This is a genomic window from Streptomyces sp. NPDC002671 (assembly GCF_053592475.1).
In genome coordinates this window covers 183888-206433 of the sequence record NZ_JBSFVU010000010.1, presented here as the reverse complement: position 1 = coordinate 206433, position 22546 = coordinate 183888, and the positions used below count along the sequence as shown (strand labels likewise).

Annotated in this window: 27 protein-coding genes and 1 riboswitch; of the genes, 16 read left to right on the top strand and 11 right to left on the bottom strand. The window is 71.3% G+C overall.

Annotated elements, in window-relative coordinates:
- Nucleotides 1-98 precede the first annotated feature (98 nt).
- The 7 genes from ACWD35_RS17995 (at nt 99) to ACWD35_RS17965 (ending at nt 6019) form a co-directional block, all read left to right on the top strand.
- Nucleotides 99-1124: a 6-phosphofructokinase gene (locus ACWD35_RS17995; RefSeq protein ID WP_451352215.1), complete on the top strand. Its 1026-nt coding sequence runs from the start codon at nt 99-101 to the stop codon at nt 1122-1124.
- A gap of 105 nt (nt 1125-1229) precedes the next feature.
- Nucleotides 1230-2180, top strand: a complete 951-nt coding sequence (locus ACWD35_RS17990) for a cytochrome c oxidase assembly protein (RefSeq protein WP_451352214.1) — start codon at nt 1230-1232, stop codon at nt 2178-2180.
- A gap of 59 nt (nt 2181-2239) precedes the next feature.
- Entirely contained in the window at nt 2240-2407 is a 168-nt protein-coding gene (locus tag ACWD35_RS17985) for a hypothetical protein (RefSeq protein WP_451352213.1), read from the top strand.
- A gap of 57 nt (nt 2408-2464) precedes the next feature.
- On the top strand, nt 2465-2950 hold the full coding sequence (locus ACWD35_RS17980) for an Lrp/AsnC family transcriptional regulator (RefSeq protein ID WP_451352212.1): 486 nt from the start codon (nt 2465-2467) through the stop codon (nt 2948-2950).
- A 164-nt stretch (nt 2951-3114) separates the two neighbouring features.
- Nucleotides 3115-3927 carry a dimethylargininase gene (gene ddaH, locus ACWD35_RS17975; protein ID WP_451352211.1) on the top strand — a complete coding sequence of 271 codons (813 nt, stop codon included), beginning with the start codon at nt 3115-3117 and terminating at the stop codon, nt 3925-3927.
- The gene (rocD, locus tag ACWD35_RS17970) at nt 3924-5144 is read left to right on the top strand and encodes an ornithine--oxo-acid transaminase (RefSeq protein WP_451352210.1); all 1221 of its coding nucleotides are present in this window, start codon (nt 3924-3926) and stop codon (nt 5142-5144) included. Before ddaH ends, rocD begins: the two co-directional genes overlap by 4 nt.
- 146 nt (nt 5145-5290) lie before the next feature.
- On the top strand, nt 5291-6019 hold the full coding sequence (locus ACWD35_RS17965) for a lysophospholipid acyltransferase family protein (protein WP_451352209.1): 729 nt from the start codon (nt 5291-5293) through the stop codon (nt 6017-6019).
- Between the two features lie 59 nt (nt 6020-6078).
- Here the strand turns inward: ACWD35_RS17965 and ACWD35_RS17960 are convergent, their stop codons facing one another.
- The 8 genes from ACWD35_RS17960 to ACWD35_RS17925 form a co-directional block, all read right to left on the bottom strand.
- Complete coding sequence (locus ACWD35_RS17960; RefSeq protein ID WP_451352208.1) at nt 6079-7674, bottom strand: alpha/beta hydrolase; 1596 nt, start codon at nt 7672-7674, stop codon at nt 6079-6081.
- Nucleotides 7675-7837: 163 nt separating this feature from the next.
- Complete coding sequence (locus ACWD35_RS17955) at nt 7838-8599, bottom strand: urease accessory protein UreD (protein WP_451352307.1); 762 nt, start codon at nt 8597-8599, stop codon at nt 7838-7840.
- Entirely contained in the window at nt 8596-9273 is a 678-nt protein-coding gene (ureG, locus tag ACWD35_RS17950) for an urease accessory protein UreG (protein ID WP_451352207.1), read from the bottom strand. The genes ACWD35_RS17955 and ureG overlap by 4 nt, the downstream gene beginning before the upstream one ends.
- Nucleotides 9274-9340: 67 nt before the next feature.
- Nucleotides 9341-10015, bottom strand: coding sequence for an urease accessory protein UreF (locus tag ACWD35_RS17945; RefSeq protein WP_451352206.1), 675 nt, complete (start codon nt 10013-10015; stop codon nt 9341-9343).
- Between the two features lie 10 nt (nt 10016-10025).
- The gene (locus tag ACWD35_RS17940; RefSeq protein WP_451352205.1) at nt 10026-11747 is read right to left on the bottom strand and encodes an urease subunit alpha; all 1722 of its coding nucleotides are present in this window, start codon (nt 11745-11747) and stop codon (nt 10026-10028) included.
- Nucleotides 11740-12051, bottom strand: coding sequence for an urease subunit beta (locus ACWD35_RS17935; RefSeq protein ID WP_451352204.1), 312 nt, complete (start codon nt 12049-12051; stop codon nt 11740-11742). The genes ACWD35_RS17940 and ACWD35_RS17935 overlap by 8 nt, the downstream gene beginning before the upstream one ends.
- Nucleotides 12052-12062: 11 nt before the next feature.
- Nucleotides 12063-12365 (bottom strand): urease subunit gamma, encoded by a 303-nt coding sequence (locus ACWD35_RS17930; RefSeq protein ID WP_451352203.1) that lies wholly within the window; start codon nt 12363-12365, stop codon nt 12063-12065.
- A gap of 221 nt (nt 12366-12586) precedes the next feature.
- Entirely contained in the window at nt 12587-12877 is a 291-nt protein-coding gene (locus ACWD35_RS17925) for a type II toxin-antitoxin system Phd/YefM family antitoxin (protein WP_451352202.1), read from the bottom strand.
- 98 nt (nt 12878-12975) lie between these two features.
- Between ACWD35_RS17925 and ACWD35_RS17920 the strand changes: the two genes are divergently transcribed.
- From ACWD35_RS17920 to ACWD35_RS17910, 3 genes are all read left to right on the top strand, one after another.
- On the top strand, nt 12976-13611 hold the full coding sequence (locus ACWD35_RS17920; RefSeq protein WP_451352201.1) for an ATP-dependent Clp protease proteolytic subunit: 636 nt from the start codon (nt 12976-12978) through the stop codon (nt 13609-13611).
- Between the two features lie 7 nt (nt 13612-13618).
- The gene (locus ACWD35_RS17915; protein ID WP_451352200.1) at nt 13619-13924 is read left to right on the top strand and encodes a hypothetical protein; all 306 of its coding nucleotides are present in this window, start codon (nt 13619-13621) and stop codon (nt 13922-13924) included.
- Between the two features lie 432 nt (nt 13925-14356).
- Nucleotides 14357-14495: riboswitch (cyclic di-AMP (ydaO/yuaA leader) on the top strand.
- Between the two features lie 3 nt (nt 14496-14498).
- Nucleotides 14499-14972 (top strand): C40 family peptidase, encoded by a 474-nt coding sequence (locus tag ACWD35_RS17910; RefSeq protein WP_451352199.1) that lies wholly within the window; start codon nt 14499-14501, stop codon nt 14970-14972.
- Between the two features lie 22 nt (nt 14973-14994).
- Here the strand turns inward: ACWD35_RS17910 and ACWD35_RS17905 are convergent, their stop codons facing one another.
- Nucleotides 14995-15453, bottom strand: a complete 459-nt coding sequence (locus tag ACWD35_RS17905; RefSeq protein ID WP_451352198.1) for an ATP-binding protein — start codon at nt 15451-15453, stop codon at nt 14995-14997.
- A 213-nt stretch (nt 15454-15666) separates the two neighbouring features.
- Between ACWD35_RS17905 and ACWD35_RS17900 the strand changes: the two genes are divergently transcribed.
- Both ACWD35_RS17900 and ACWD35_RS17895 read left to right on the top strand, forming a co-directional pair.
- A complete protein-coding gene (locus tag ACWD35_RS17900; protein WP_451352197.1) occupies nt 15667-16533 on the top strand; it encodes a helix-turn-helix domain-containing protein in 867 nt (288 codons plus the stop codon).
- Nucleotides 16534-16542: 9 nt separating this feature from the next.
- The gene (locus ACWD35_RS17895) at nt 16543-16767 is read left to right on the top strand and encodes a DUF397 domain-containing protein (protein WP_451352196.1); all 225 of its coding nucleotides are present in this window, start codon (nt 16543-16545) and stop codon (nt 16765-16767) included.
- 98 nt (nt 16768-16865) lie between these two features.
- Here ACWD35_RS17895 and ACWD35_RS17890 read toward each other — a convergent pair whose 3' ends face one another.
- Nucleotides 16866-17993 (bottom strand): 8-amino-7-oxononanoate synthase, encoded by a 1128-nt coding sequence (locus tag ACWD35_RS17890; protein WP_451352195.1) that lies wholly within the window; start codon nt 17991-17993, stop codon nt 16866-16868.
- A 147-nt stretch (nt 17994-18140) separates the two neighbouring features.
- Here ACWD35_RS17890 and bioB point away from each other — a divergent pair, with 147 nt between their 5' ends.
- The 4 genes from bioB (at nt 18141) to ACWD35_RS17870 (ending at nt 22168) form a co-directional block, all read left to right on the top strand.
- The gene (bioB, locus tag ACWD35_RS17885) at nt 18141-19385 is read left to right on the top strand and encodes a biotin synthase BioB (protein WP_451352194.1); all 1245 of its coding nucleotides are present in this window, start codon (nt 18141-18143) and stop codon (nt 19383-19385) included.
- Entirely contained in the window at nt 19378-20658 is a 1281-nt protein-coding gene (locus tag ACWD35_RS17880; protein ID WP_451352193.1) for an adenosylmethionine--8-amino-7-oxononanoate transaminase, read from the top strand. The genes bioB and ACWD35_RS17880 overlap by 8 nt, the downstream gene beginning before the upstream one ends.
- 1 nt (nt 20659) lies before the next feature.
- A complete protein-coding gene (gene bioD, locus ACWD35_RS17875) occupies nt 20660-21376 on the top strand; it encodes a dethiobiotin synthase (RefSeq protein WP_451352192.1) in 717 nt (238 codons plus the stop codon).
- Between the two features lie 99 nt (nt 21377-21475).
- On the top strand, nt 21476-22168 hold the full coding sequence (locus ACWD35_RS17870; RefSeq protein ID WP_451352191.1) for a class I SAM-dependent methyltransferase: 693 nt from the start codon (nt 21476-21478) through the stop codon (nt 22166-22168).
- Here ACWD35_RS17870 and ACWD35_RS17865 read toward each other — a convergent pair whose 3' ends face one another.
- Nucleotides 22169-22543, bottom strand: a complete 375-nt coding sequence (locus ACWD35_RS17865; protein ID WP_451352190.1) for a fic family toxin-antitoxin system, toxin component — start codon at nt 22541-22543, stop codon at nt 22169-22171.
- Nucleotides 22544-22546 lie beyond the last annotated feature (3 nt).

The window sequence follows — 22546 nt, the reverse complement described above, 5'->3', positions numbered from 1 at the left end:
CGCTACGGAGCCACCCCCTCGCGCCGGTAGGGTGAGCGGGAATCCGCCGGACGACGTGGTCCGGTCTTCCGGCCCACGTTGAGAAGGTATTTCGGGCTATGCGCATTGGTGTCCTCACGTCCGGCGGCGACTGCCCCGGCCTGAACGCCGTCATCCGGTCCGTCGTGCACCGTGCCGTGGCCGACCACGGCGACGAGGTCATCGGCTTCCGGGACGGCTGGAAGGGCCTCCTGGAATGCGACTACACGAAGCTCGACCTGGATGCCGTGGGCGGCATCCTGGCGCGCGGCGGCACCATCCTCGGCTCCTCCCGGGTCCAGCCCTCGCACCTGCGGGACGGGGTTGAACGGGCCAAGGGCCATGTCGAGGAGCTGGGCCTGGACGCGATCATCCCGATCGGCGGCGAGGGCACGCTGAAGGCGGCCCGGCTGATGTCCGACAACGGCCTGCCCGTCGTCGGCGTCCCGAAGACCATCGACAACGACATCGCTGTCACGGACGTCACGTTCGGCTTCGACACGGCGGTGGGCGTCGCCACCGAGGCGCTGGACCGGCTGAAGACCACCGCCGAGTCCCACCAGCGGGTGCTGGTCGTGGAGGTCATGGGCCGGCACACCGGCTGGATCGCGCTGCACTCCGGCATGGCGGCGGGCGCCCACGCCATCGTCGTACCGGAACGGCCCTTCGACATCGAGGAGTTGACGAGGCGGGTCGGCGAGCGGTTCGAGGCGGGCAAGCGGTTCGCCATCGTGGTCGCCGCCGAGGGCGCCAAGCCGCGCCCCGGCTCCATGGAGTTCGACGAGGGCGGCAAGGACATCTACGGCCACGAGCGCTTCGCGGGCATCGCCCGGCAGCTGTCGGTCGAGCTGGAGCACCGCCTCGGCAAGGAGGCGCGGCCGGTGATCCTGGGACACGTCCAGCGGGGCGGCACGCCGACGGCGTACGACCGGGTGCTGGCCACGCGCTTCGGGTGGCACGCGGTGGAGGCCGTGCATCGCGGGGAGTTCGGGATGATGACGGCCCTGCGCGGGACCGACATCGTCATGGTGTCGCTGGCGGAGGCGGTGGAGACCCTGAAGACGGTTCCCGCGCAGCGGTACGACGAGGCGGAGTGCGTGCTGTAGTTCCTACGAGAACAACCCGCCCCCGGTCACAGCCGTGGCCGGGGGCGGTTCTACTCTTGGGGGCGGACAGAAACCGTACAACCCCCACGAATCAGGAGCCGCCGGATGGATCACAGCGGGCACGGCATGACGATGGATCTGCCGCCGTTCACGCTGGGACGGGGGCTTGAGTGGTCCGCCGACCCGTTCTTCCTCGTCGCCTGCCTCCTGGGGCTCGGCCTGTACGGGTGGGGTGTCGTGCGGCTGCGGCAGCGCGGGGACGCGTGGCCGGTGGGCCGCACCGTTTCGTACGTCGTCGGCGTGCTGACCATCGGGCTGGTGATGTGCACCAAGCTGAACGACTACGGGATGGTCATGTTCAGCGTGCACATGGTGCAGCACATGGTGATCAGCATGCTGTCGCCGATCCTGATCCTGCTGGGCGCCCCGGTCACGCTGGCGCTGCGCGCGCTGCCGGCCGCGGGCAAGGGCCGCAAGGGGCTGCGTGAGCTGCTGCTGGCGCTGCTGCACAGCCGCTACATGCGGTTCGTCACGCACCCGGGGTTCACGATCCCGATGTTCATCGCGAGCCTGTACGCGCTGTACTTCACCCCGCTGTTCGACTTCCTGATGGGCTCGAAGGCCGGGCACGTCGCGATGATGGTGCACTTCCTCGCGGTCGGTGTCGCCTTCTTCTGGCCGATCATCGGCGTCGACCCGGGTCCGCGCCGGCCGGGTCATCTGATGCGGATGCTGGAACTGTTCGCGGGCATGCCGTTCCACGCGTTCTTCGGCATCGCGCTGATGATGGCGTCGACGCCGATGGTGGAGACGTTCAAGAACCCGCCCGCCTCGCTCGGCATCGAAGCCCTGTCCGACCAGAGCGCGGCCGGCGGCATCGCCTGGGCCTTCAGCGAGATCCCGTCCGTACTGGTGCTGATCGCGCTGCTCTTCCAGTGGTACGGCTCCGAACAGCGGCAGGCCAAGCGCAAGGACCGGGCCGCCGACCGGGACGGCGACAAGGAGCTGCAGGCGTACAACGCCTACCTGGCCTCGCTGAGCACGCGCGAGAGCTAGCTCGCCGCATACGTGCGGGGCACCATGGTGGAGGACGGACCCACGAGGAGGGTGTCGCGATGCCCGGTTCCACGCACGGTTCCACCAAGGCGATGGGGGCGATGACGGTCGGCGGGCTCGTCGTCGTCACGGCCTACACGGTCACGCTCGGCAGCAACGGGTGGCTCTGGTTCGGGTGGGTGGTGCTGGGGCTGCTGACCCTCGCCATGGTCCTCACACAGTCGTAGAGCGCCCTGCCACCCGGTCGTGAAGCTGCTGCTCGGGGCAGGGCTTACAGTGCCCGCATGAACAGCAGGACCCCCTCGTTCGACGACCTCGACCGGAAGATCATCACCGCGTTGATGGCGAACGCCCGGACCAGTTTCGCCGAGATCGGCGCGGCCATCGGGCTGTCGGCCACCGCGGTCAAGCGGCGCGTGGACCGGCTCCGGGAGACCGGCGTGATCACCGGGTTCACGGCGACGGTCAAGCCGTCGGCGCTCGGCTGGCGCACGGAGGCGTACGTCGAGGTGTACTGCGAGGGGGCCGCCCCGCCGCGGCGCCTGGCGGAGGTCGTACGCAACCATCCGGAGATCACCGCGGCGATGACGGTGACCGGCGGCGCCGACGCGCTGCTGCATGTGCGGGCGCGGGACGTGGAGCACTTCGAGGAGGTGCTGGAGCGGATCCGTGTCGAGCCGTTCATCCGGAAGACGATCAGCGTCATGGTGCTGTCCCACCTGCTCCCGGAGAGTCCCGAAGCGGGCGCCACCCTCGCCGCACCGGAGTGATCGGGTTCTAAACCTCGGCCTACGCAGTGATCATGCGTTCTGCCTGATGAGAACGCAGTGATGCTGCGTATGCGCGCAGCTTTCGTTCCTTGTCGATCCTCTGTTTCGGTTTCTACCGTTGGTGCCACCCCTCAGTGACACACAGGAACCGGAGGAGACCCTCTGTGCCCGACAGCCGTGTGGCGCGCGCTCGGCGCTTCCTCGTCTGCGAACCCAGACACTTCGCCGTGCAGTACGCGATCAACCCCTGGATGCACCCCGACACACCCGTCGACGTGGATCTGGCCCAGGAGCAGTGGCAGGAACTGATCCGCGTCTACCGGGCCCACGGCCATACCGTCGAGACGGTCGATCCGGTCCCGGGCCTGCCCGACATGGTCTTCGCCGCGAACGCGGCGTTCGTGGTCGGCGGCCGGGTCTTCGGCTCCCTGTTCCACGCGCCGGAGCGGCGCCCCGAGTCGGACCACTACGACACCTGGTTCAAGGCGGCGGGCTACGCCGTCCACCGCCCGGAGTCGACCTCCGAGGGCGAGGGCGACCTGGTGTGGACGGGCCGGTACGTGCTGGCCGGCACCGGCTTCCGCACCACCCGCGAGGCGCACCGGGAGGTGCAGGAGTTCCTCGGCCACCCGGTGATCGGCCTGACGCTGGTGGACCCGTACTTCTACCACCTCGACACGGCGCTGTTCGTCCTCGACGACGACAACATCGCGTACTACCCGGAGGCGTTCTCGCCGGGCAGCCGGGAGGTGCTGGAGCGCCTGTACCCGGACGCGGTGCTCGCCACCCGCGACGACGCGATGACGTTCGGTCTGAACTCCGTCTCCGACGGCCGGCACGTCTTCATCGCCCCCCAGGCCGAGGCGCTGGCCGAGCGCCTCACCGACCACGGTTACGTCCCCGTCCCCGTCGACCTGTCCGAGTTCCACAAGGCCGGCGGAGGCATCAAGTGCTGCACCCAGGAGATCCGCTCATGACCGCGCCCGCCCGCACCCGTTCGTCCGCCGACCTGATCCGGGCGGAGGAGCCGGTCCTCGCGCACAACTACCACCCGCTGCCCGTGGTCGTGGCCGGCGCCGAGGGCACCTGGGTGGAGGACGTCGAGGGCCGTCGCTACCTCGACATGCTGGCCGGCTACTCGGCGCTCAACTTCGGCCACCGGCACCCGGCGCTGATCGAGGCCGCGCACCGCCAGCTCGACCGGCTCACCCTCACCTCGCGCGCCTTCCACAACGACCGGCTCGCCGAGTTCGCCGAGCGGCTCGCGGCGCTGACCGGCCTCGACATGGTGCTGCCGATGAACACCGGCGCCGAGGCGGTGGAGAGCGGCATCAAGGTGGCCCGCAAGTGGGCGTACGACGTGAAGGGCGTCCCCGCCGACCAGGCGACGATCGTGGTGGCGGCGGAGAACTTCCACGGCCGTACGACGACGATCGTCAGCTTCTCCACGGACGAGACCGCCCGCACCGGCTTCGGCCCGTTCACCCCCGGCTTCCGGATCGTGCCGTACAACGACCTGGCCGCGCTGGAGGAGGCGGTCGACGAGACGACGGCGGCGGTGCTGATCGAGCCCATCCAGGGCGAGGCGGGCGTCATCATCCCGGACGACGGCTACCTCGCCGAGGTGCGCGAGCTGACCCGCCGCAAGGGCTGCCTGTTCATCGCGGACGAGATCCAGTCCGGTCTCGGCCGCACCGGCCGCACCCTCGCCGTCGAGCACGAGGACGTCGTCCCGGACGTGCTGCTGCTCGGCAAGGCGCTGGGCGGCGGCATCGTGCCGGTGTCGGCGGTGGTGGGCCGGCGCGAGGTGCTGGGCGTGCTGCACCCGGGCGAGCACGGCTCCACGTTCGGCGGCAACCCGCTCGCGGCGGCGGTCGGCACGGCGGTGGTCGAGCTGCTGGAGACCGGCGAGTTCCAGCGCCGGGCGGCCGAGCTGGGCGAGATCCTGCGGGACGGACTGGCCCAGCTGGTGGGCCGGGGCGTGACCGGCTTCCGTGCGCGCGGGCTGTGGGCGGGCGTCGACGTCGACCCGGCCCTCGGCACCGGCCGGGAGATCAGCGAGCGCCTGATGCGGGAGGGGATCCTGGCCAAGGACACCCACGGCTCCACGATCCGGCTGGCGCCCCCGCTGACCATCACGGCCGAGGAACTGCGCTCCGCGCTGGGCGCGCTGGAGAAGGTGCTGGGCAAGTAGGACAACAGAGAGGGGCCGACCAGCCGGGTCGGCCCCTCTCTGTTGTGCCGGTTCGCCGCGCCCGTGCGGATGGCCTGGTCATGCGGGCCGTACTGCGACTTAATGTCAAGTGACGTCGCGGTTGAGCCGGAGTGAGGAGCGCCCCCTTGTTCTACTACCTGCTCAAGTACGTGCTGCTGGGCCCCCTGCTCAGGCTGGTCTTCCGGCCCCGGATCGAAGGGCTGGAGAACGTACCGGAGTCGGGAGCGGCGATCGTCGCGGGCAACCATCTGTCCTTCTCCGACCACTTCCTGATGCCGGCGATCCTGAAGCGCCGGATCACCTTCCTGGCCAAGGCGGAGTACTTCACCGGTCCGGGCCTCAAGGGCCGGCTCACCGCGTTCTTCTTCCGCAGCGCCGGGCAGATCCCGGTGGACCGCTCCGGCAAGGAGGCGGGCCAGGCGGCGATCCGCGAGGGGCTCGGCGTGCTGAGCAAGGGCGAGCTGCTGGGCATCTACCCGGAGGGCACCCGCTCGCACGACGGCCGGCTCTACAAGGGCAAGGTCGGCGTGGCCGTCATGGCGCTGAAGGCCGGGGTGCCGGTCGTGCCCTGCGCCATGATCGGCACGTTCGAGGCGCAGCCGCCCGGCAAGGTCATCCCGCACCTCCACCCCGTCGCCATCCGCTTCGGCAAGCCGCTCGACTTCTCCCGCTACGCGGGCATGGAGCACGAGAAGGCCGTCCTGCGGGCCATCACCGACGAGATCATGTACGCGATCCTGTCGCTGTCCGAGCAGGAGTACGTCGACGAGTACGCGGCCGTCGTCAAGGCGGAGCAGGCGGCGGCAGCGAAGGCCGAGAAGAGCCGCAAGTTCCCCCGGGCGCCGCTCAGCTGACGGCACGGCAAAGGGGCGGCCGGAGGTTCCGGCCGCCCCTTGTCGCCGTACCGGAGCGGTTACGGCTTGGGCGTCGCGTGCGGCGCGCAGGTCACGTCGTCGGTGTCCAGCTTGCCGTCGATCAGGTAGGCGTCCACCCGGCTGTTGATGCACGGGTTGACCAGGCCGGTCACACCGTGGGAGCCCGCGTCCTTCTCGGTGATCAGGCGGGAGCCCTGGAAGCGGTTGTGCAGCTCGACGGCGCCCTGGTAGGGGGTCGCCGCGTCGCGCGTGGACTGCACGATCATCACCGGAGGCAGGCCGCGGTGGGTCCGGACGTTCGTCGGAGTCTGCTGCTTGGCCGGCCAGGTGGCGCAGGGCAGGTTCATCCAGGCGTTGGCCCAGGTCATGAACGGGTAGTCCTTGTTGAGCCGGGTGTTGTCCCGGTCCCACTTGTGCCAGCTGGTGGGCCACTTGGCGTCGGCGCACTCGACGGCGGTGTAGACGGCGTTGCCGTTCTCCGCGCTGATGTTGCCGGCCGTGTCCGACATGTCGGGGGCGGCGGCGTCGACGAGCGCCTGCGTGTCACCGGCGACGTACTTGCTGAAGACCGACGCGACCGGCACCCACGAGGAGTCGTAGTACGGAGCGCTCTGGAAGAAGGAGATCAGCTCGGCCGGGCCGACGACCCCGCCGATGGGGCTCTTCTTCGCGGTGGCGCGCAGTTCCAGCCACTTGGCCTGCACCGCGTCCCGCGTGGTGCCGAGGTGGAAGGCGGCGTCGTTCGCGGCGACCCAGTCCTCCCAGTCCTTCCAGCGGCCCTCGAACGCGACGTCCTGCTCCAGGTTGGCCTGGTACCAGATGTTCTCGCGCGCGGGGTTGACCACGCTGTCGACGACCATGCGGCGCAGGTGGCCCGGGAACAGCGTGCCGTAGACGGCGCCGAGGTAGGTGCCGTAGGAGACGCCGAGGTAGTTGAGCTTCTTCTCGCCCAGCGCGGCGCGGATGACATCCAGGTCGCGGGCGGTGTTCCGCGTGGTCATGTACGGCAGCATCTCGCCGCTGCGCTCGGCGCAGCCCTCTGCGTACGCGCGGGCGAGCCCCCGCTGGGCGGTCTTGTCGGCCTCGGTGTCCGGCACCGGGTCGGCCTTGGGCGCCTTGACGAACTCCTGCGGGTCGACGCAGGAGATGGGCGCGGAGTGGCCGACACCACGCGGGTCGAAGCCCACGAAGTCATAGGCCTTGGAGACGTTCGCCCAGATCGGGTTCTTGGTGGTGACCCGGCGCGGGAAGCGCAGGCCGGAGCCGCCGGGACCGCCCGGGTTGTAGACGAGGGCGCCCTGGCGCTCCTGCGGGGTCCCGGTGTTGCCGATGTGGTCGACGGCGAGCTTGATCTGCTTTCCGTACGGATGCGCGTAGTCGAGCGGCACGCTGACCCAGCCGCACTGGATGGGCTTCTCCAGCCCCCAGTCGGCGGCGCAGTCCTGCCAGTCGATGCCGGCCTTGGCGGCACGGGCGGCGGCGATCTCGGCGCCCACGGCCTCGCGGTCGCGTGCCGGGCGGCTGTCGGCGCTGGCCGCGGGCGCCGACACCGCGCCGGCTATCAGGGTCGCCGTGACAAGCGCTCCGGCGGAACCGAGCGCGAGCAGTCGGCCCGTCGGTCTGTTGTCCCTCAAGTTGGCCCTCCCCCTGTGTCTTTGAGTGGTCAGGCGGGGATCCTCCCGGCTGCGGACCGTCGAAGAACAGGGGTTGAAGCCCTTCTTTACCAATCCGATAAACGGATGATCACGTCTCGCTGAGCGGAGTGCCGGCCTTTTGGGCTGAACGGAGCCCCCGCCCTCACGCCAGCAGCGCCAGTGCCTCGTCCAGCAGTCGCCGCAGCCTGAGCGCGTCGGGGGCCACGGCGCTGACGAGTACGGCGGGCCCGGCGAGCGGCACCAGCGCGGCGCACTCCCCCAGCATCCGCGCGGCCACCGGCTGCTCGGCGAACTCGGGCCGTACGACGACCAGTTGGCCGACCGACCGGTGCCCGGCGAGCACGGCGGGCCCGTCCCAGCCACCCGGCGCCCCGGGCCCGCAGGACAGCTCCTGGTCCAGCACGGTCCGGCCCGCGATCCGTACGGTGAGCCGGCTGGCGAGCCGCCCGGGCTCCTCCCCCACCCGCCCGAGCACCTGCTCCTCGCGCAGCACGAGCCGTGCGCCGACGCCGAGTTCGGCCCGGGTGGTGACGTACAGGTCGCTGCCGCCGGCAGCGATCAGCTGCTCGGGCAGCCAGTGCAGCCCGGCGCCGTCGGCCACGTCGAGCCGTACGTCGTAGCGCGCCTCGCCCTTCGCCTGGCCCGGCAGCGCGATGGTGGCGGCGGCCGACCCCACGTGCAGCCGGGCGCCCTCCTCCACGCGCGCCTGTACGGAGAAGCGGTCACCGCCGAGCGGCCCGCTCATCGCGCCGACCATCATGACCCGCGCCTCGCCGCCGCTCCCCCGGGTCCGGCGGAGCGCGAGCGGGCCCTCGCCGTCCAGCACGGACAGGGCCGTACCGCCGCGTCCGTCGGCGCGGGCGACGATCCGCGCCTGCGCCCGGATCCCGGTCACCGCGGTCATGACGGCCACGCGGCGAGCCGCTCCCGCACCCACACGGCCACGTCCGCGACGCCGTCCGCGCCCCGCAACGACTGGAAGACGACCGGGAGTTCGGCCCGCTGTGCCTTCGCGTCGGCAGCCATCCGGGCGAGGTCGGAGCCGACGTACGGCGCGAGGTCGGTCTTGTTGACGACGAGCAGGTCGGCGGTGGTGACGCCGGGACCGCCCTTGCGCGGGATGTCGTCACCGCCGGCCACGTCGATGACGAAGATCTGAGCGTCCACGAGCCCCTTGGAGAAGGTCGCGGTGAGATTGTCCCCGCCCGACTCGACGAGGATCAGGTCCAGCGGCCCGACGGCGTCCTCCAGGTCCTCCACGGCTTCGAGGTTGGCGGAGATGTCGTCGCGGATCGCGGTGTGCGGGCAGGCCCCGGTCTCCACGGCCGTGATCCGCTCGGGCGGCAGCACAGCCTCCCGGAGCAGGAACTCGGCGTCTTCGCGGGTGTAGATGTCATTGGTGACGACGGCGAGGGACAGCTCGTCGCGCAACGCCCGGCACAGCGCGGCGACGGTCGCGGTCTTTCCGGACCCCACGGGCCCGCCGAGCCCGATACGCAGGGCACGGCGCGAGCCGTCAGGGCGGTGCGCGTCGGCGCTGAGGGCGGCGGGGCCGGGGTGGGTGTGGTCGAGGTGCATACGGCGGCTCCATTTTTCAGCCAAGTCCGGCTAATTCCACGGGTAGGGGCGGCGGGGGCGAAACCAGCTAGGACGCGAACAACCGCACGGGCCAGGACGCATGCCACTCCGCTCCGACCTCCAGCAACGGTCCGGACGCCGCGGGCAGCGCGTCGACACCCTCGTCGAGCACCCTCCGCGCCGCCTCCACCGCCGAGTCCGCAACGCGGTCCAACTCCGGCGCCATCCGGGCCAGTACACCGGTCGCATCGAACGGATCAAGGCTCAGCAACCGCACTGTCGCAGTCGCCGGCCCGCTCACACTCTCGTACGCCGCGCAGTACGCCGCGTCCAGCGGCCCTAGTCCGGCCGCCCGAGCAGCAAGCCCCAACACCACCGGTTGATGGGCCCCTTTGGGGAACTCCCGGGCCAGTGCGTCGAGTTCGGCGGACGGCCAGCTCGCCCGAGCGGCCCGCAGCAGCTGCCGGCCGAGCCTGCGCGCAGCGCCCCGCAGTGCGGGTGACGGCGTACGCGCGTCGGCGGCGGCGTCCAACTCCCCGGGTTCCACCCCGAGTACGGCGGCAGCCGCGAGCGCGCCCGCGACCAGCCCCGCGGTGTGCAGCCGCCCCCGGCAGAAGTCCTCCAGGCTCGCGGCGGAGGTGATCCGGCCCGCCTTGACGGCGGCCTCCGCCCCGCCGGAGTGCGCGTGCCCTCCGGCAGGGAAGCGGCCGTCGGCCAGGACGAGAAGTGCTGCCCGTGCCATCACGACGCCATCAGAAGAGGAAGTAACGCTGGGCCATGGGCAGTTCGGCGGCCGGTGTCGCCTCGACCAGCTCCCCGTCGATGTGCACGGCGAAGCTGTCGGGGTCGATCCGTACGTCGGGCCGGGCGTCGTTCTCGCGCATGTCGGCCTTGGTGACCCGACGCGTCGACTCGATCGCCGCGAACCGCTTGCCGAGCCGGAGCCGCTCCGGCAGCCCGTCCTCAATGGCCAACGAAGCCACGAAGTTGACCGAGTTGGCGGCCGGGGCCCGGCCGATCGCCCCGTACATCGGGCGCGGCAGGATCGGCTGCGGGGTGGGGATGGAAGCGTTGGCGTCGCCCATCTGCGCGTACGCGATCTGCCCGCCCTTGAGCACGAGGAGCGGCTTGACCCCGAAGAACGCGGGCTCCCACAGCACCAGGTCGGCGAGCTTGCCGGTCTCGACGGAGCCGATCTCTGCGGCGAGGCCCTGGGCCAGCGCGGGGTTGATCGTGTACTTGGCGACATAGCGGCGTACGCGGTGGTTGTCCGCGCGCCCGTCGCCCGGCAGCGCGCCCCGCCGCCGCTTCATCACATGCGCGGTCTGCCAGGTCCGCAGGATCACCTCGCCCACCCGCCCCATGGCCTGGGAGTCGGAGGAGATGATCGAGATCGCGCCGAGGTCATGGAGGATGTCCTCCGCGCCGATGGTGGACGGCCGGATCCGGGACTCGGCGAACGCCAGGTCCTCCGGGACCGCCGGGTTGAGGTGGTGGCACACCATCAGCATGTCGAGGTGTTCCTCGGCGGTGTTGACGGTGAACGGCCGGGTCGGGTTGGTCGAGCTGGGCAGCACGTGCGGCTCGGAGACCACGCTCATGATGTCCGGTGCGTGCCCGCCGCCCGCGCCCTCGGTGTGGTACGCGTGGATGCCCCGGCCCGCGACGGCGGCGAGGGTGTCGCCGACGAACCCGGCCTCGTTCAGCGTGTCCGTGTGGATGGCGACCTGGATACCGGTGCGGTCGGCGACGGTGAGCGCGGCGTCGATGACGGCCGGGGTGGAGCCCCAGTCCTCGTGCAGCTTCAGGCCCGCCGCGCCGCCGCGGATCTGGGAGAGCATCGCCTCGTGGGAGACGGTGTTGCCCTTGCCCAGAAAGCCGACGTTGACCGGGTAGGCCTCCATCGCCTCGAACATCCGCGCAAGGTGCCAGGGACCGGGTGTCACGGTGGTCGCCTTGGAGCCCTCGGCGGGTCCGGTGCCGCCGCCGACCAGGGTGGTGACACCGGAGGCGAGCGCCTCGTCGGCGATCTGCGGGCAGATGAAGTGGACGTGCGCGTCGATGGCACCGGCGGTCAGGATCCGCCCGTTGCCCGCGATGACCTCGGTCTCCGGGCCGATGACCAGGTCGGGGTGGACGCCGTCCATGGTGTCGGGGTTGCCGGCCTTGCCGATGCCGGTGATCCGGCCGTCCCGGATGCCGACGTCGGCCTTGACGACGCCCCAGTGGTCGACGATGACGACACCGGTGATGACGGTGTCCGGGGTGCCGTCGGCCCGGGTGGCCCGGGACTGGCCCATGGACTCGCGGATGACCTTGCCGCCGCCGAAGACCGCCTCGTCCCCGGCCTGCCCGGGGCCGCCGCAGCGGTCCTCCTCGATCTCGATCAGCAGGTCGGTGTCGGCGAGCCGGATGCGGTCACCGGCGGTCGGCCCGAACAGGTCGGCGTACGCGCCGCGGGAGATCTCAGGCATCGAGGGCGCCCCCGGTCTCCCCGCGCAGCCCCGGCACGATCCGGGCGCCGGCGATGGGCACGAGTTCGACGGCGACGGGGATGCCGGGTTCGAAACGCACGGCGGTGCCGGCGGCGATGTTCAGCCGCTTGCCGCGGGCGGCGGCACGGTCGAACTCCAGGCCGGGGTTGGCCTCGGCGAAGTGGTAGTGGGAGCCGACCTGGACGGGGCGGTCGGCGGCGTTGAGGACGGTGAGGGGCGTGACCTCGCGCCCCTCGTTGCAGACGATCGGGTCGTCCGCGAAGAGGATCTCTCCGGGAATCATCGCGGCCTCCCTCAGACGATCGGCTCGTGGACGGTGACGAGCTTGGTGCCGTCCGGGAAGGTGGCCTCGACCTGGACGTCATGCATCATCTCGGGGATCCCGTCCATGACGTCGTCCCGGGTGAGGACCTTGCGACCGGAGGACATCAGCTCGGCGACCGTACGGCCGTCCCGCGCGCCCTCGAGGATGTGCGAGGTGATGAGGGCGACCGCTTCCGGGTGGTTCAGCCGGAGCCCACGGGCCCTGCGCTTCTCGGCGACGTCGGCTGCCACATGGATCAGCAGCCTCTCTTGCTCGTGCGGGGTCAGTTGCACGTCCCACCTCACAGTCCTTGCTCCGGACCGTGCGGGGTCCGGCTGCCGCAGCCACCGCGACGGGGACAGGTGTAACACACAGACAAATGGCCTGGCCGTGGGCAACACGGACAGAAAAACCCCTGGTGGCGTGGATCGGCAGGCTAGTTTGCCGGAGTTTCAGCCACGTTAACCGGACCTTGATCAGCGTATGACCGCGCGATGGGTCCGCTGATACCCCGTCATGAGATGCCCGGCCCCCGGTGCTCGGCCGCGATCCCGAACCGCTGCTGCCGTTCACGCGGAGCGGACGCCCCCTCGCGCACCCGGGACACGGAGCTGATCACCTGCTCCTCGGCGGGGTCGTCAGCGCCATCGAGGGCGTCCAGCCGCTCCAGGTCGGCGGCGGAGACCAGCGCGACCAGGGGCTTGCCGTGCCGGGTCACGACGACGCGCTCGCCGCCGTACACCACCCGGTTGATCAGGTCGGCGAGCTCAGCCCTGGCTTGCGTCACCGGAATCTCGTAGGCCATACCCCCATCATAACGTCATGTACGTCCTGTACATTTTTTACAGAAGCCAGGCCGGAAGCCCGGCCGGCGAAGGCTCTGCCGCGAGGAGGGGTATGCCCATGACCCGACCGTCAGCCCGTCACGTCCTGCCCGAGTTCACCGAGCGCACCGGGACGGGCCACCGCACGCTCGATCCCTACGCCAAGCTCTTCGAGGAGCGGGTGGTCTTCCTGGGGACACCGCTCGACGACACGGCTGCCAACGACGTGACGGCGCAGTTCATGTACCTCGAACACGCGGCCCCGGACCGGGAGATCACGCTGTACATCAACTCCCCGGGCGGCTCTTTCGGGGCGCTGGCGGCGATCTACGACACCATGCAGTACGTCAGTTGCCCGGTGGGGACCTACTGCCTGGGGCAGGCCGCCGGGACCGCCGCCGTCCTGCTCGCGGCCGGGGCCCCGGGCAGGCGGTTCACGCTGCCGGGAGCGCGGATGGTGATCGAACAGCCCGGGCTCGGCGAGCCGGTGCGGGGGATGCCCAGCGACCTCGTCATCCAGGCCGAGGAGTTGGAGCGGGTGCGCGCCCGGACGGCGGAGATGCTCGCGCGGCACACCCGCCGTACGGCGGAGCAGGTCGACCGGGACCTGGAGCGGGACCTGATCCTGGACGCCACGGCAGCGCTGGAGTACGGGCTGGTGGACGGCGTCGTCCCCAGCCGCAGGACCGTGCCCGGCGCGCCCGAGGCCGGGTGAGCCGCCGATGCCGCCGGACCTGCCGCCGCTGCCCGCGCTGACCCGGGCCGAGGGCGAGTTGATAGACCGTTACCTGGAGACCGTCGATCTGCTGGGCCGGGTCAACCCGGCGCACGACGGTGACACCTACCGCGGGCTGCGCGCGGCGCAGGCGCTGGTGCGCAAGGCGTCCGAGCTGCGCGACGCGCTGGTGCTGATGCACCGTCGGGGCGAGACGGAGCTGCACGGGGACACGCTGGCACGGGCTTTGCGGGTGCTCGACGGTGAGCGCCGTACCGCTCGCGTCGCGCTCCCGCCCGACGGTGTCGTCTGATCCGGACACGTAACCGAGGCGACGGGAACCGCGTGTCGAAGCCTCGCCCGGGCGGGAGTTGAAACGGCCCGAACGGCGTACCCACGGCCGGCGTATTCACGGATCCTTTTCCGGGCCCCCTCGGCTTGCGCACGACACTCGTCCGAGGGGTCCGGGACGTGCTCCGCCCCAGGTCCGGGCCCTGTAAGGGAACTGACGGTGTCTCGAACACACCTATGTCCACCCGAACGGGTGAGTGGTGAGTAACGCCACAAATCCCCGATTCCATTGGGTTTTTCGGACACCTGTGGGTGAAGATCCCTGTCCGACGACAAGCCCCCGCCACCGCGGCGGGGCGGTCCGGGCGGACGCCGAATCCTGCCGCCGCCCGGACGACAGGTCGACAGGAGTGGATCGGCAGGAGTGGAGGACCCGAGCAAGGCGGGTCGCCGGAACGGAGGTTCGTCCGCACAGCGCGGACGGGCGGAGGTTCCGAGCAGGCCCTTGGGGTGAAGCCGCGGCAACGCGGCCGGGCAACTTCGCCAGCCCGAATCCGACAGGTCATCCTTCACAGGCGGCTGACGAAGGGTTGCGCATGACTGCGCTCAATCGTGTCCCGTCACTGATGGCCCGGGCCGGCACGGCCTCGGCACTCACTCTCGCCGCCGTGGGCAGCACGATCGCGGTCCCGGGCCTGGCCACCGAGGCCTCGGCCGCCACCACGGCCACGAAGGCGCTCCAGGTCGCGGCCTCCAAGAGGGGCGCCCCGTACCAGTGGGGCGCCAGCGGGCCGCGCAGGTTCGACTGCTCGGGGCTGACGCTCTACTCGTACAAGAGGGTGGGCAAGACCCTGCCGCGTACAGCCGCCCAGCAGTACAACAAGACGCACCACATCTCGGCCGGCAGCCGCAGGGCGGGCGACCTGGTGTTCTTCCACTCGGGTTCGAGCATCTACCACGTCGGCATCTACGCCGGACACGGGAAGATCTGGCACGCCCCGAAGACGGGTGACGTGGTGAAGCTGGAGAGGATCTGGACGCGCAGCGTCTGGTACGGCCGGGTCAGCTGAGGGCTCCTCACCCCGTGGACGGTCAGGGCTCCTGCTGGCCGGCCGCCGGCACCGGCTCGGCCGGGATCGTCCACGGGAGTTCGATGGAGACCGTCTTGCCCCCCTCGCGGGTGGGGCGGACGCGGAGTTTGCCACCGCACTCCGCGGTGAGCCAGCGGATGATGACCATGCCGCGGCCGTTGTCCTGCTGGACCGCGGCGGGCAGTCTCTTCGGAAAGCGTGGATGACTGTCTGTGACGCCGATGCGCAGGTGTTCGTCACGGTACAGCGCGATGTCGACCGTGAAGGTGGGTGACTGACCGAAGGTGTGCTGTACGGCGTTCGTGGCGAGTTCGGAGACGATGAGTCGCACGGTGTCGGCCACGTCGGTGTCCGACGGCAGGCCCCACTCCGCGAGGGTGCCCACGACGTAGGAGCGGGCGACGGAGACCGAGGCCGGATCGCTCGGCAGAGTGACGGATGCTTCCAGATGGTCTGCCATGACGACGTCGTCCCTTTCCCACGGGACCGGAGTCCGACAAAGGAGCGGATGGTTCGAGTACGGTCCCGGACTGGTGCTTCTTCGCCAGACTGCCATTACCGGGCCGGTCCGGGGAGCGATCCACCAAGATATGCATATATCTGTCGCTCAAAGCGGTGAACTCTGCGACGGGAGCACGTATTTGGGCGGCCCGGAAGGAGTAAGGAGGAGCCGATGCAGAACGGTCCCGCGGTGCGCCGCCGCAAACTGGGCGCCGAACTGCGCACGCTGCGCACCGAGGCCGGGCTCACGAGTGGTGAGGCCGCCCGGCTGGTGGGCTGGCACCAGTCGAAAGTGAGCCGTATCGAGACGGGTGCCAGCGGCGTGAAACCGGCCGATGTGCGGATACTCCTGGACGCGTACGCGGTGCGGGACGCCCAACTGCGTGAGTTACTGATGTTGTTGGCGGGCTCCGAGGAGAACGCGGCCGGCGCAGGCAACCGCTGGTGGCATGCGTACCGCGGGGTATTGCCGCCGACCTATCGCGATTTCATCAGCCTCGAGTCACAGGCCAGTGGCATGCGCACCCTGGAGACCACGGTGGTCCCGGGTCTGCTCCAGACGCCCGAGTACGCCCGCGCGGTGACCCGGGCGGCTGTGAAGAGCCTGGACGAGGAGGCCCTGGACGCGCTGGTGGAAGTGCGTCTGGCCAGGCAGGACGTGCTGCACTCGGATCCGCCGCTGCACCTGGACGCCGTACTGGACGAGGCGGTGCTCCGGCGCGAGGTCGGCGGCGCAGAGGTGATGGCCCGGCAGCTGGAGCGGCTGCTGGAGGCGGCACGGCTGCCCCAAGTGCGGCTCCAGGTACTGCCGTTCGGGGCCGGGGCGCATGTCGGCCTCACGGGACCTTTCGTAATCTTCTCATTTCCGAGCACTTCTGATCTGGACGTGGTTGTTCTCGACCAATTGACGAGTAGCCTCTATCTGGAACGGAAAGAAGACCTCGTGGCTTACTCGGAGGCCTTCAACACCCTTCGCATCCACGCCCTTTCACCCGAGGAATCGTTGGATTACATCGCCGGGATAGGTGACGGCGCGTAAGGAGGCACCATGTCAGCACTGCCTCGGAACGTCCCGATCGGTACCGATCTGCACGATGCGCAATGGCTGCGCAGCAGCTACAGCACGGGAGCGAACAACTGCGTGGAGACGGCCCGGCCGCGCTCCGGCCCGCGCGCCGGTCTGCTCGCCGTGCGCGACTCCAAGAACCCGGCCGGACCCGCGCTGCTCTTCTCCCCCGGGAGCTGGGCGGGGTTCGTGGCCGCGCTCCGGTGACCCGCGGATCCCGACCCCGACCCCGACCCTGACCCCGACCAACCGCTACCGATCAGATCCGATCAGATGCGTGCGAAGCCCGGCCGTGTCACGCCGACTCATGGTCGCGCCTCGCCGATGACCTGTACAGCGCGTTCGATCTCGGACCCGGAGAGGTCCGCGCGGGCGGTCAGCCGCAGCCGCGAGATGCCGTCGGGCACGGAAGGAGGACGGAAGCAGCCCACGGCGAGGCCTGCCTGGCGGCAGTCGGCCGCCCAGCGCACGGCGCTCTCCGGGGACGGGGCCCGCACCGAGACCACCGCGGCGTCCGGACGCACCGCCTCCAGGCCCGCGGCGGTCAGGCGTGCGTGCAGTTCCGCGGCCACCTCACGGGCCCGTGCCGCCCGCTCCGGCTCACGGCGCAGCAGCCGCAGCGCCGCCAGCGCCGCGCCCGCCGCGGCGGGGGCGAGGCCGGTGTCGAAGATGAACGTCCGGGCCGCGTTGACCAGGTGGTCGATCACCCGGGCCGGGCCGAGCACCACCCCGCCCTGGCTGCCCAGCGACTTGGACAGCGTGGCCGTGACGACCACGTCGTCCGCGCCCGCGAGCCCGGCCGCGTAGGGGGCTCCCCGGCCGCCGTCGCCCAGCACGCCGAGCCCGTGGGCGTCGTCCACGACCAGCCCGGCGCCGTGCTCCCGGCACGCCGCGGCCAGTTCGGCCAGCGGGGCCGCGTCGCCGTCGACGGAGAACACGGTGTCGGAGACGACGATCGCCGGTCCCTCGTGCGTGCTCAGCGCCTTGCGCACGGCCTCCGGGTCGGCGTGCCCGACCACCTGCGTGCCGCCCCGGGCGAGCCGGCAGCCGTCGATCAGCGAGGCGTGGTTGCCCGCGTCGGAGACGATCTGCGAGCCGTGCGGGCCCAGCGCGGTCACCGCGGCCAGGTTCGCGGCATAACCGGACGAAAAGACCAGAGCCGCCTCGAAGCCGCAGAATTCCGCCAGTTCGCGCTCCAGCTCGGTGTGGAGTTCGGTGGTGCCGGTGACCAGCCGGGAACCGGTGGAGCCGCCGCCCCACTCCCGGGCGGCCCGGGCGGCCCCCTCGGCGACCTCGGGGTGGTGGGCCAGGCCCAGGTAGTCGTTGCTCGCGAGGTCCAGCAGCGGCGAGTCGGCGGGGCGCGGGCGCAGCGTCCGTACGAGTCCGGCGCGGCGGCGCGCCTCGGCCTGCTCGTCGATCCAGCCGAACGCCATGGGTCCTCCGGGGCATTTGTAGGTAGCGGACAGACACTAGCCGGACGCCGAGCCGCCCAGGGTGTGGCAATACCCACACGTTGAACCGTCCGCGTTGTTCAAACTCACATTGGCCCGGGGCGGTCCCGTAAGACAGGATCTGACCTCATGGACCTGCTGAACACGCTGGTGGAAAAGGGGCTTCGGCGCGAGCTGCCGACCCGCGAGGAAGCACTCGCCGTACTCGCCACCTCCGACGACGACCTGCTCGATGTGGTGGCCGCGGCCGGCAAGGTGCGCCGGCACTGGTTCGGCCGGCGCGTGAAACTCAACTACCTGGTCAACCTCAAGTCCGGCCTGTGCCCGGAGGACTGCTCCTACTGCTCCCAGCGGCTCGGCTCCGAGACCGGCATCCTGAAGTACACCTGGCTCAAGCCGGACGAGGCCTCGCAGGCCGCCGCCGCGGGCCTGGCCGGCGGTGCCAAGCGGGTCTGCCTGGTGGCCAGCGGACGCGGTCCGACGGACCGGGACGTGGACCGGGTCTCCCGGACGATCAAGGCGATCAAGGACCAGAACGAGGGCGTCGAGGTGTGCGCCTGCCTCGGTCTGCTCTCCGACGGCCAGGCCGAGCGGCTGCGTGAGGCCGGTGCCGACGCCTACAACCACAACCTCAACACCTCCGAGGCCACGTACGGGGACATCACCACCACCCACACGTACGCCGACCGGGTGGACACGGTGCAGAAGGCGCACGCGGCCGGTCTGTCCGCCTGCTCCGGTCTGATCGCGGGCATGGGCGAGAGCGACGAGGACCTGGTGGACGTGGTCTACTCGCTGCGCGAGCTGGACCCGGACTCGGTGCCGGTCAACTTCCTGATCCCGTTCGAGGGCACCCCGCTCGCCAAGGAGTGGAACCTCACCCCGCAGCGCTGCCTGCGCATCCTCGCGATGGTCCGCTTCGTCTGCCCCGACGTGGAGGTGCGTATCGCGGGCGGCCGTGAGGTCCACCTGCGCTCGATGCAGCCCCTGGCCCTGAACCTGGCCAACTCGATCTTCCTCGGCGACTACCTGACCAGCGAGGGCCAGGCGGGCAAGGCCGACCTGGAGATGATCGCCGACGCCGGTTTCGAGGTGGAGGGCGCCGACCAGGTCACGCTGCCGGAGCACCGAGCCGATGTCCAGGGCGCCCGGGGCGGCTGCGGGTCGCACGCCGAGGCGGGCTGCGGGTCGCACGAGGGCACCGGTTGCGGGTCCGTGTGCGGCTCGCACGAGGGAGGGGACGTGTGCGGTACGGCGTCCGCGCCCGCATCCGCATCCGCGCCTGCGGCTCCGGCTCCGGCGAACGAGGCGCGCACCGACCTCGTCGCCGTCCGCCGCCGGGGCGCCGGAACCGACGTAGCACCCAATGCCTGAGCTGGGTGTGCCCGAGCTGCTGGAGCTGGACCGGCGGCATGTGTGGCATCCGTACGGCCCGATGCCCGGACGTGCCGAACCGCTCGTCGTGGAGTCGGCGAGCGGGGTCCGGCTGAAGCTCGCGGACGGCTCGGGCGAACTCGTCGACGGGATGTCGTCCTGGTGGTCGGCGATCCACGGCTACAACCACCCGGTCCTCAACGAGGCCGTGCAGCGGCAGCTGGGCCGGATGAGCCATGTCATGTTCGGCGGGCTCACGCACGAGCCCGCCGTGCGGCTCGCGAAGCTCCTTGTCGACTTGTCGCCTGACGGTCTGGAGCATGTGTTCCTGACCGACTCCGGGTCCGTGTCGGTCGAGGTCGCGGTGAAGATGTGCCTGCAGCACTGGCGCTCGCTCGGCCGTCCCGAGAAGCAGCGGCTGATGACCTGGCGGGGCGGCTACCACGGGGACACCTGGCAGCCGATGTCGGTGTGCGACCCGCAGGGCGGGATGCACGAGCTGTGGACCGGGGTGCTCCAGCGCCAGGTGTTCGCGGACGCGCCGCCGACGGAGTACCAGGAGTCGTACGCCGAGCATCTGCGGTCGCTGATCGAGGCCCACGCCCACGAACTGGCGGCGGTCATCGTGGAGCCGGTGGTGCAGGGCGCGGGCGGGATGCGCTTCCACTCCCCCGAGTATCTGCGGGTGCTGCGCGAGGCGTGCGACGCGCACGACGTGCTGCTGGTGTTCGACGAGATCGCCACCGGCTTCGGCCGCACCGGCGAGCTGTTCGCGGCCGGGCACGCGGCGGTCACCCCGGACGTGATGTGCGTGGGCAAGGCCATGACCGGCGGCTATCTCACGATGGCAGCCACCTTGTGCACCGCGCGGGTGGCCGACGGCATCTCGCAGGGCGAGGTGCCGGTGCTGGCCCACGGGCCGACCTTCATGGGCAACCCGCTCGCCGCGGCCGTCGCCTGCGCCTCGATCGAGCTGCTGCTCGGCCAGGACTGGCAGTCCGAGGTGCGGCGGATCGAGGCGGGACTGCGGGAGGGCCTCGCACCCGCCGCCGAACTGCCCGGGGTGAAGGACGTCCGCGTCCTGGGTGCCATCGGGGTCGTCCAGCTCGACCACGAGGTGGACATGGCCGCCGCCACCCGGGCCGCCGTGCGGGAGGGCGTGTGGCTGCGCCCGTTCCGCGACATGGTCTACACGATGCCGCCGTACGTAAGCTCCGACGACGACGTGGCACGGATCGCGCGCGCGGTGTGCGCCGCGGCACGGGAGGGGTGACATGCCGGTTCTGTTCGTCACGGGGACAGGCACGGAGATCGGCAAGACGGTGACGACCGCCGCCGTCGCCGCGGCGGCACTCGCGGCCGGCCGGTCGGTGGCCGTGCTGAAGGCCGCGCAGACGGGGGTGGGCCCCGACGAGCACGGGGACGCCGCCGAGGTCGCGCGGCTCGCGGGCCCGGTCACGGCCACCGAGCTGGCCCGTTACCCCGAGCCGCTGGCGCCGGGTACGGCAGCCAGGCGGGCCGGAATGGCGCCGGTGCACCCGCACGAGGTGGCCGAGGCCGCGGCCAAGCTGGCCGCCGAGCACGATCTGGTGCTGGTCGAGGGCGCGGGCGGGCTGCTCGTACGGTTCGACGCGGCGGGCGGCACCCTGGCGGACGCCGCCGAGGCGCTGCGCGCACCCATGCTGGTGGTGACCCCGGCCGGGCTCGGCACGCTGAACTCGACCGAGCTGACCGCGCGTGAACTACGGGCGCGGAAGATCGAGTTGGCGGGCGTCGTGATCGGAAGCTGGTCGGAGGACGCCGACCTGGCGAGCCGCTGCAACGTGGCCGACCTGCCGGAGGTCGCGGGAGCCCCGCTGCTGGGCGCGCTTCCCGCCGGCGCGGCCGGCCTGGCCCCCGCCGACTTCCGCGCGGCGGCCCCGGGTTGGCTGGCGCCGCGGCTGGACGGCACCTGGGACGCGGAGGCGTTCCGGGTGCGGGAGGCGCCGTAGCGCCGTAGGCTCCGCGCACGCCGGGGGCGACGGGCGGGGTCGACCGGAGGTCCGGCTGGGGGGACACTCTTCCCAGACGGTCCTGTCCGGGAGGTTGCCATGCGGCTGTTGTCCACCGGCTCCGGCAAGGAGGCGCGGAGCCCCGTCCACCACCCGTTGTTCGCCCGCTACTACGCCTGGCTGAGCGTGGGCGCCGAGACCCGGCTCGGGATGGCCGGGGTGCGCGAGCGGCTGCTCGCCGGGCTGTCCGGGCGGGTCATCGAGATCGGCGCGGGCAACGGGCTCAACTTCGCGCACTATCCGGGCACCGTCGCGGAGGTCGTCGCGATCGAACCCGAGCCGCTGCTCAGGAAGCTGGCGCTGGAAGCCGCCGTACGCGCAGAGGTGCCGGTCGACGTGGTGCCGGGCGCGGCGGAGGCACTGCCGGTCAAGAGCGAGGCCTTCGACGCGGTCGTGCTGTCGCTGGTGCTGTGCAGCGTGCGGGACGTGCCGCGGGCGCTGGCCGAGGCGCGGCGGGTGCTGCGGCCCGGCGGCGAGGTGCGGTTCTTCGAACACGGGTGCGGCGGCGGGCGGGCGATGCGGCTGGCCCAGCGGGCGCTGGACCGGACGGTGTGGCCCGTGCTGAACGGCGGTTGCCATCTGGGCCGCGATCCGGTCGCCGCGCTGCGCGAGGCCGGGTTCGAACTGGGGCCGCACCGGCGGATGCTGCTGCCGGAGCACGGGCCGAAGCTGCCCATGTCCTTCTGCACGCTGGGCACGGCCCACCGGCCGCGGCAGCCCGCAGAGTCCTGATCACAGGCTCCAGCGGCGCAGCTCCCGCGCGATGTCGTCCACGCTCGCCTCTCCGTCCTTCACCAGCCGGGCGAGGTCGCGGACCTGCTCGGGGGTGGTGACGAGCTTCAGGCCGCTGGCGACCAGGTAGCCGTAGGCGACCGCCGAGGCGAACAGCGCGTTGGAGCGTTCCAGCGCCGGTACGTGGACGAGCAGCTGGAGCAGGGCGGCGGCGCGGGCGTACGGCGAGTCGTAGACGGGCACGCCGAATATGTCAGCCCGGTGCCGGGCGACGGCGGCGACCAGCGCGCCCCAGTCGGTGACCTGCGGATCCCCGGACGTCTTCTGTTCGGCGAGCATGAGCAGCCAGGCGAGGTCGATGCTGAGCTCGTTCAAGGG

Coding starts and splice junctions, on each gene's coding strand:
- ACWD35_RS17995 (WP_451352215.1), top strand. CDS start 99: ATGCGCATTGGTGTCCTCACGTCCGGCGGCGACTGCCCCGGCCTGAAC.
- ACWD35_RS17990 (WP_451352214.1), top strand. CDS start 1,230: ATGGATCACAGCGGGCACGGCATGACGATGGATCTGCCGCCGTTCACG.
- ACWD35_RS17985 (WP_451352213.1), top strand. CDS start 2,240: ATGCCCGGTTCCACGCACGGTTCCACCAAGGCGATGGGGGCGATGACG.
- ACWD35_RS17980 (WP_451352212.1), top strand. CDS start 2,465: ATGAACAGCAGGACCCCCTCGTTCGACGACCTCGACCGGAAGATCATC.
- rocD (WP_451352210.1), top strand. CDS start 3,924: ATGACCGCGCCCGCCCGCACCCGTTCGTCCGCCGACCTGATCCGGGCG.
- ACWD35_RS17955 (WP_451352307.1), bottom strand. CDS start 8,599: ATGACCGCGGTGACCGGGATCCGGGCGCAGGCGCGGATCGTCGCCCGC.
- ureG (WP_451352207.1), bottom strand. CDS start 9,273: ATGCACCTCGACCACACCCACCCCGGCCCCGCCGCCCTCAGCGCCGAC.
- ACWD35_RS17945 (WP_451352206.1), bottom strand. CDS start 10,015: ATGGCACGGGCAGCACTTCTCGTCCTGGCCGACGGCCGCTTCCCTGCC.
- ACWD35_RS17940 (WP_451352205.1), bottom strand. CDS start 11,747: ATGCCTGAGATCTCCCGCGGCGCGTACGCCGACCTGTTCGGGCCGACC.
- ACWD35_RS17935 (WP_451352204.1), bottom strand. CDS start 12,051: ATGATTCCCGGAGAGATCCTCTTCGCGGACGACCCGATCGTCTGCAAC.
- ACWD35_RS17925 (WP_451352202.1), bottom strand. CDS start 12,877: ATGGCCTACGAGATTCCGGTGACGCAAGCCAGGGCTGAGCTCGCCGAC.
- ACWD35_RS17920 (WP_451352201.1), top strand. CDS start 12,976: ATGACCCGACCGTCAGCCCGTCACGTCCTGCCCGAGTTCACCGAGCGC.
- ACWD35_RS17915 (WP_451352200.1), top strand. CDS start 13,619: ATGCCGCCGGACCTGCCGCCGCTGCCCGCGCTGACCCGGGCCGAGGGC.
- ACWD35_RS17910 (WP_451352199.1), top strand. CDS start 14,499: ATGACTGCGCTCAATCGTGTCCCGTCACTGATGGCCCGGGCCGGCACG.
- ACWD35_RS17905 (WP_451352198.1), bottom strand. CDS start 15,453: ATGGCAGACCATCTGGAAGCATCCGTCACTCTGCCGAGCGATCCGGCC.
- ACWD35_RS17900 (WP_451352197.1), top strand. CDS start 15,667: ATGCAGAACGGTCCCGCGGTGCGCCGCCGCAAACTGGGCGCCGAACTG.
- ACWD35_RS17895 (WP_451352196.1), top strand. CDS start 16,543: ATGTCAGCACTGCCTCGGAACGTCCCGATCGGTACCGATCTGCACGAT.
- ACWD35_RS17890 (WP_451352195.1), bottom strand. CDS start 17,993: ATGGCGTTCGGCTGGATCGACGAGCAGGCCGAGGCGCGCCGCCGCGCC.
- bioB (WP_451352194.1), top strand. CDS start 18,141: ATGGACCTGCTGAACACGCTGGTGGAAAAGGGGCTTCGGCGCGAGCTG.
- ACWD35_RS17880 (WP_451352193.1), top strand. CDS start 19,378: ATGCCTGAGCTGGGTGTGCCCGAGCTGCTGGAGCTGGACCGGCGGCAT.
- bioD (WP_451352192.1), top strand. CDS start 20,660: ATGCCGGTTCTGTTCGTCACGGGGACAGGCACGGAGATCGGCAAGACG.
- ACWD35_RS17870 (WP_451352191.1), top strand. CDS start 21,476: ATGCGGCTGTTGTCCACCGGCTCCGGCAAGGAGGCGCGGAGCCCCGTC.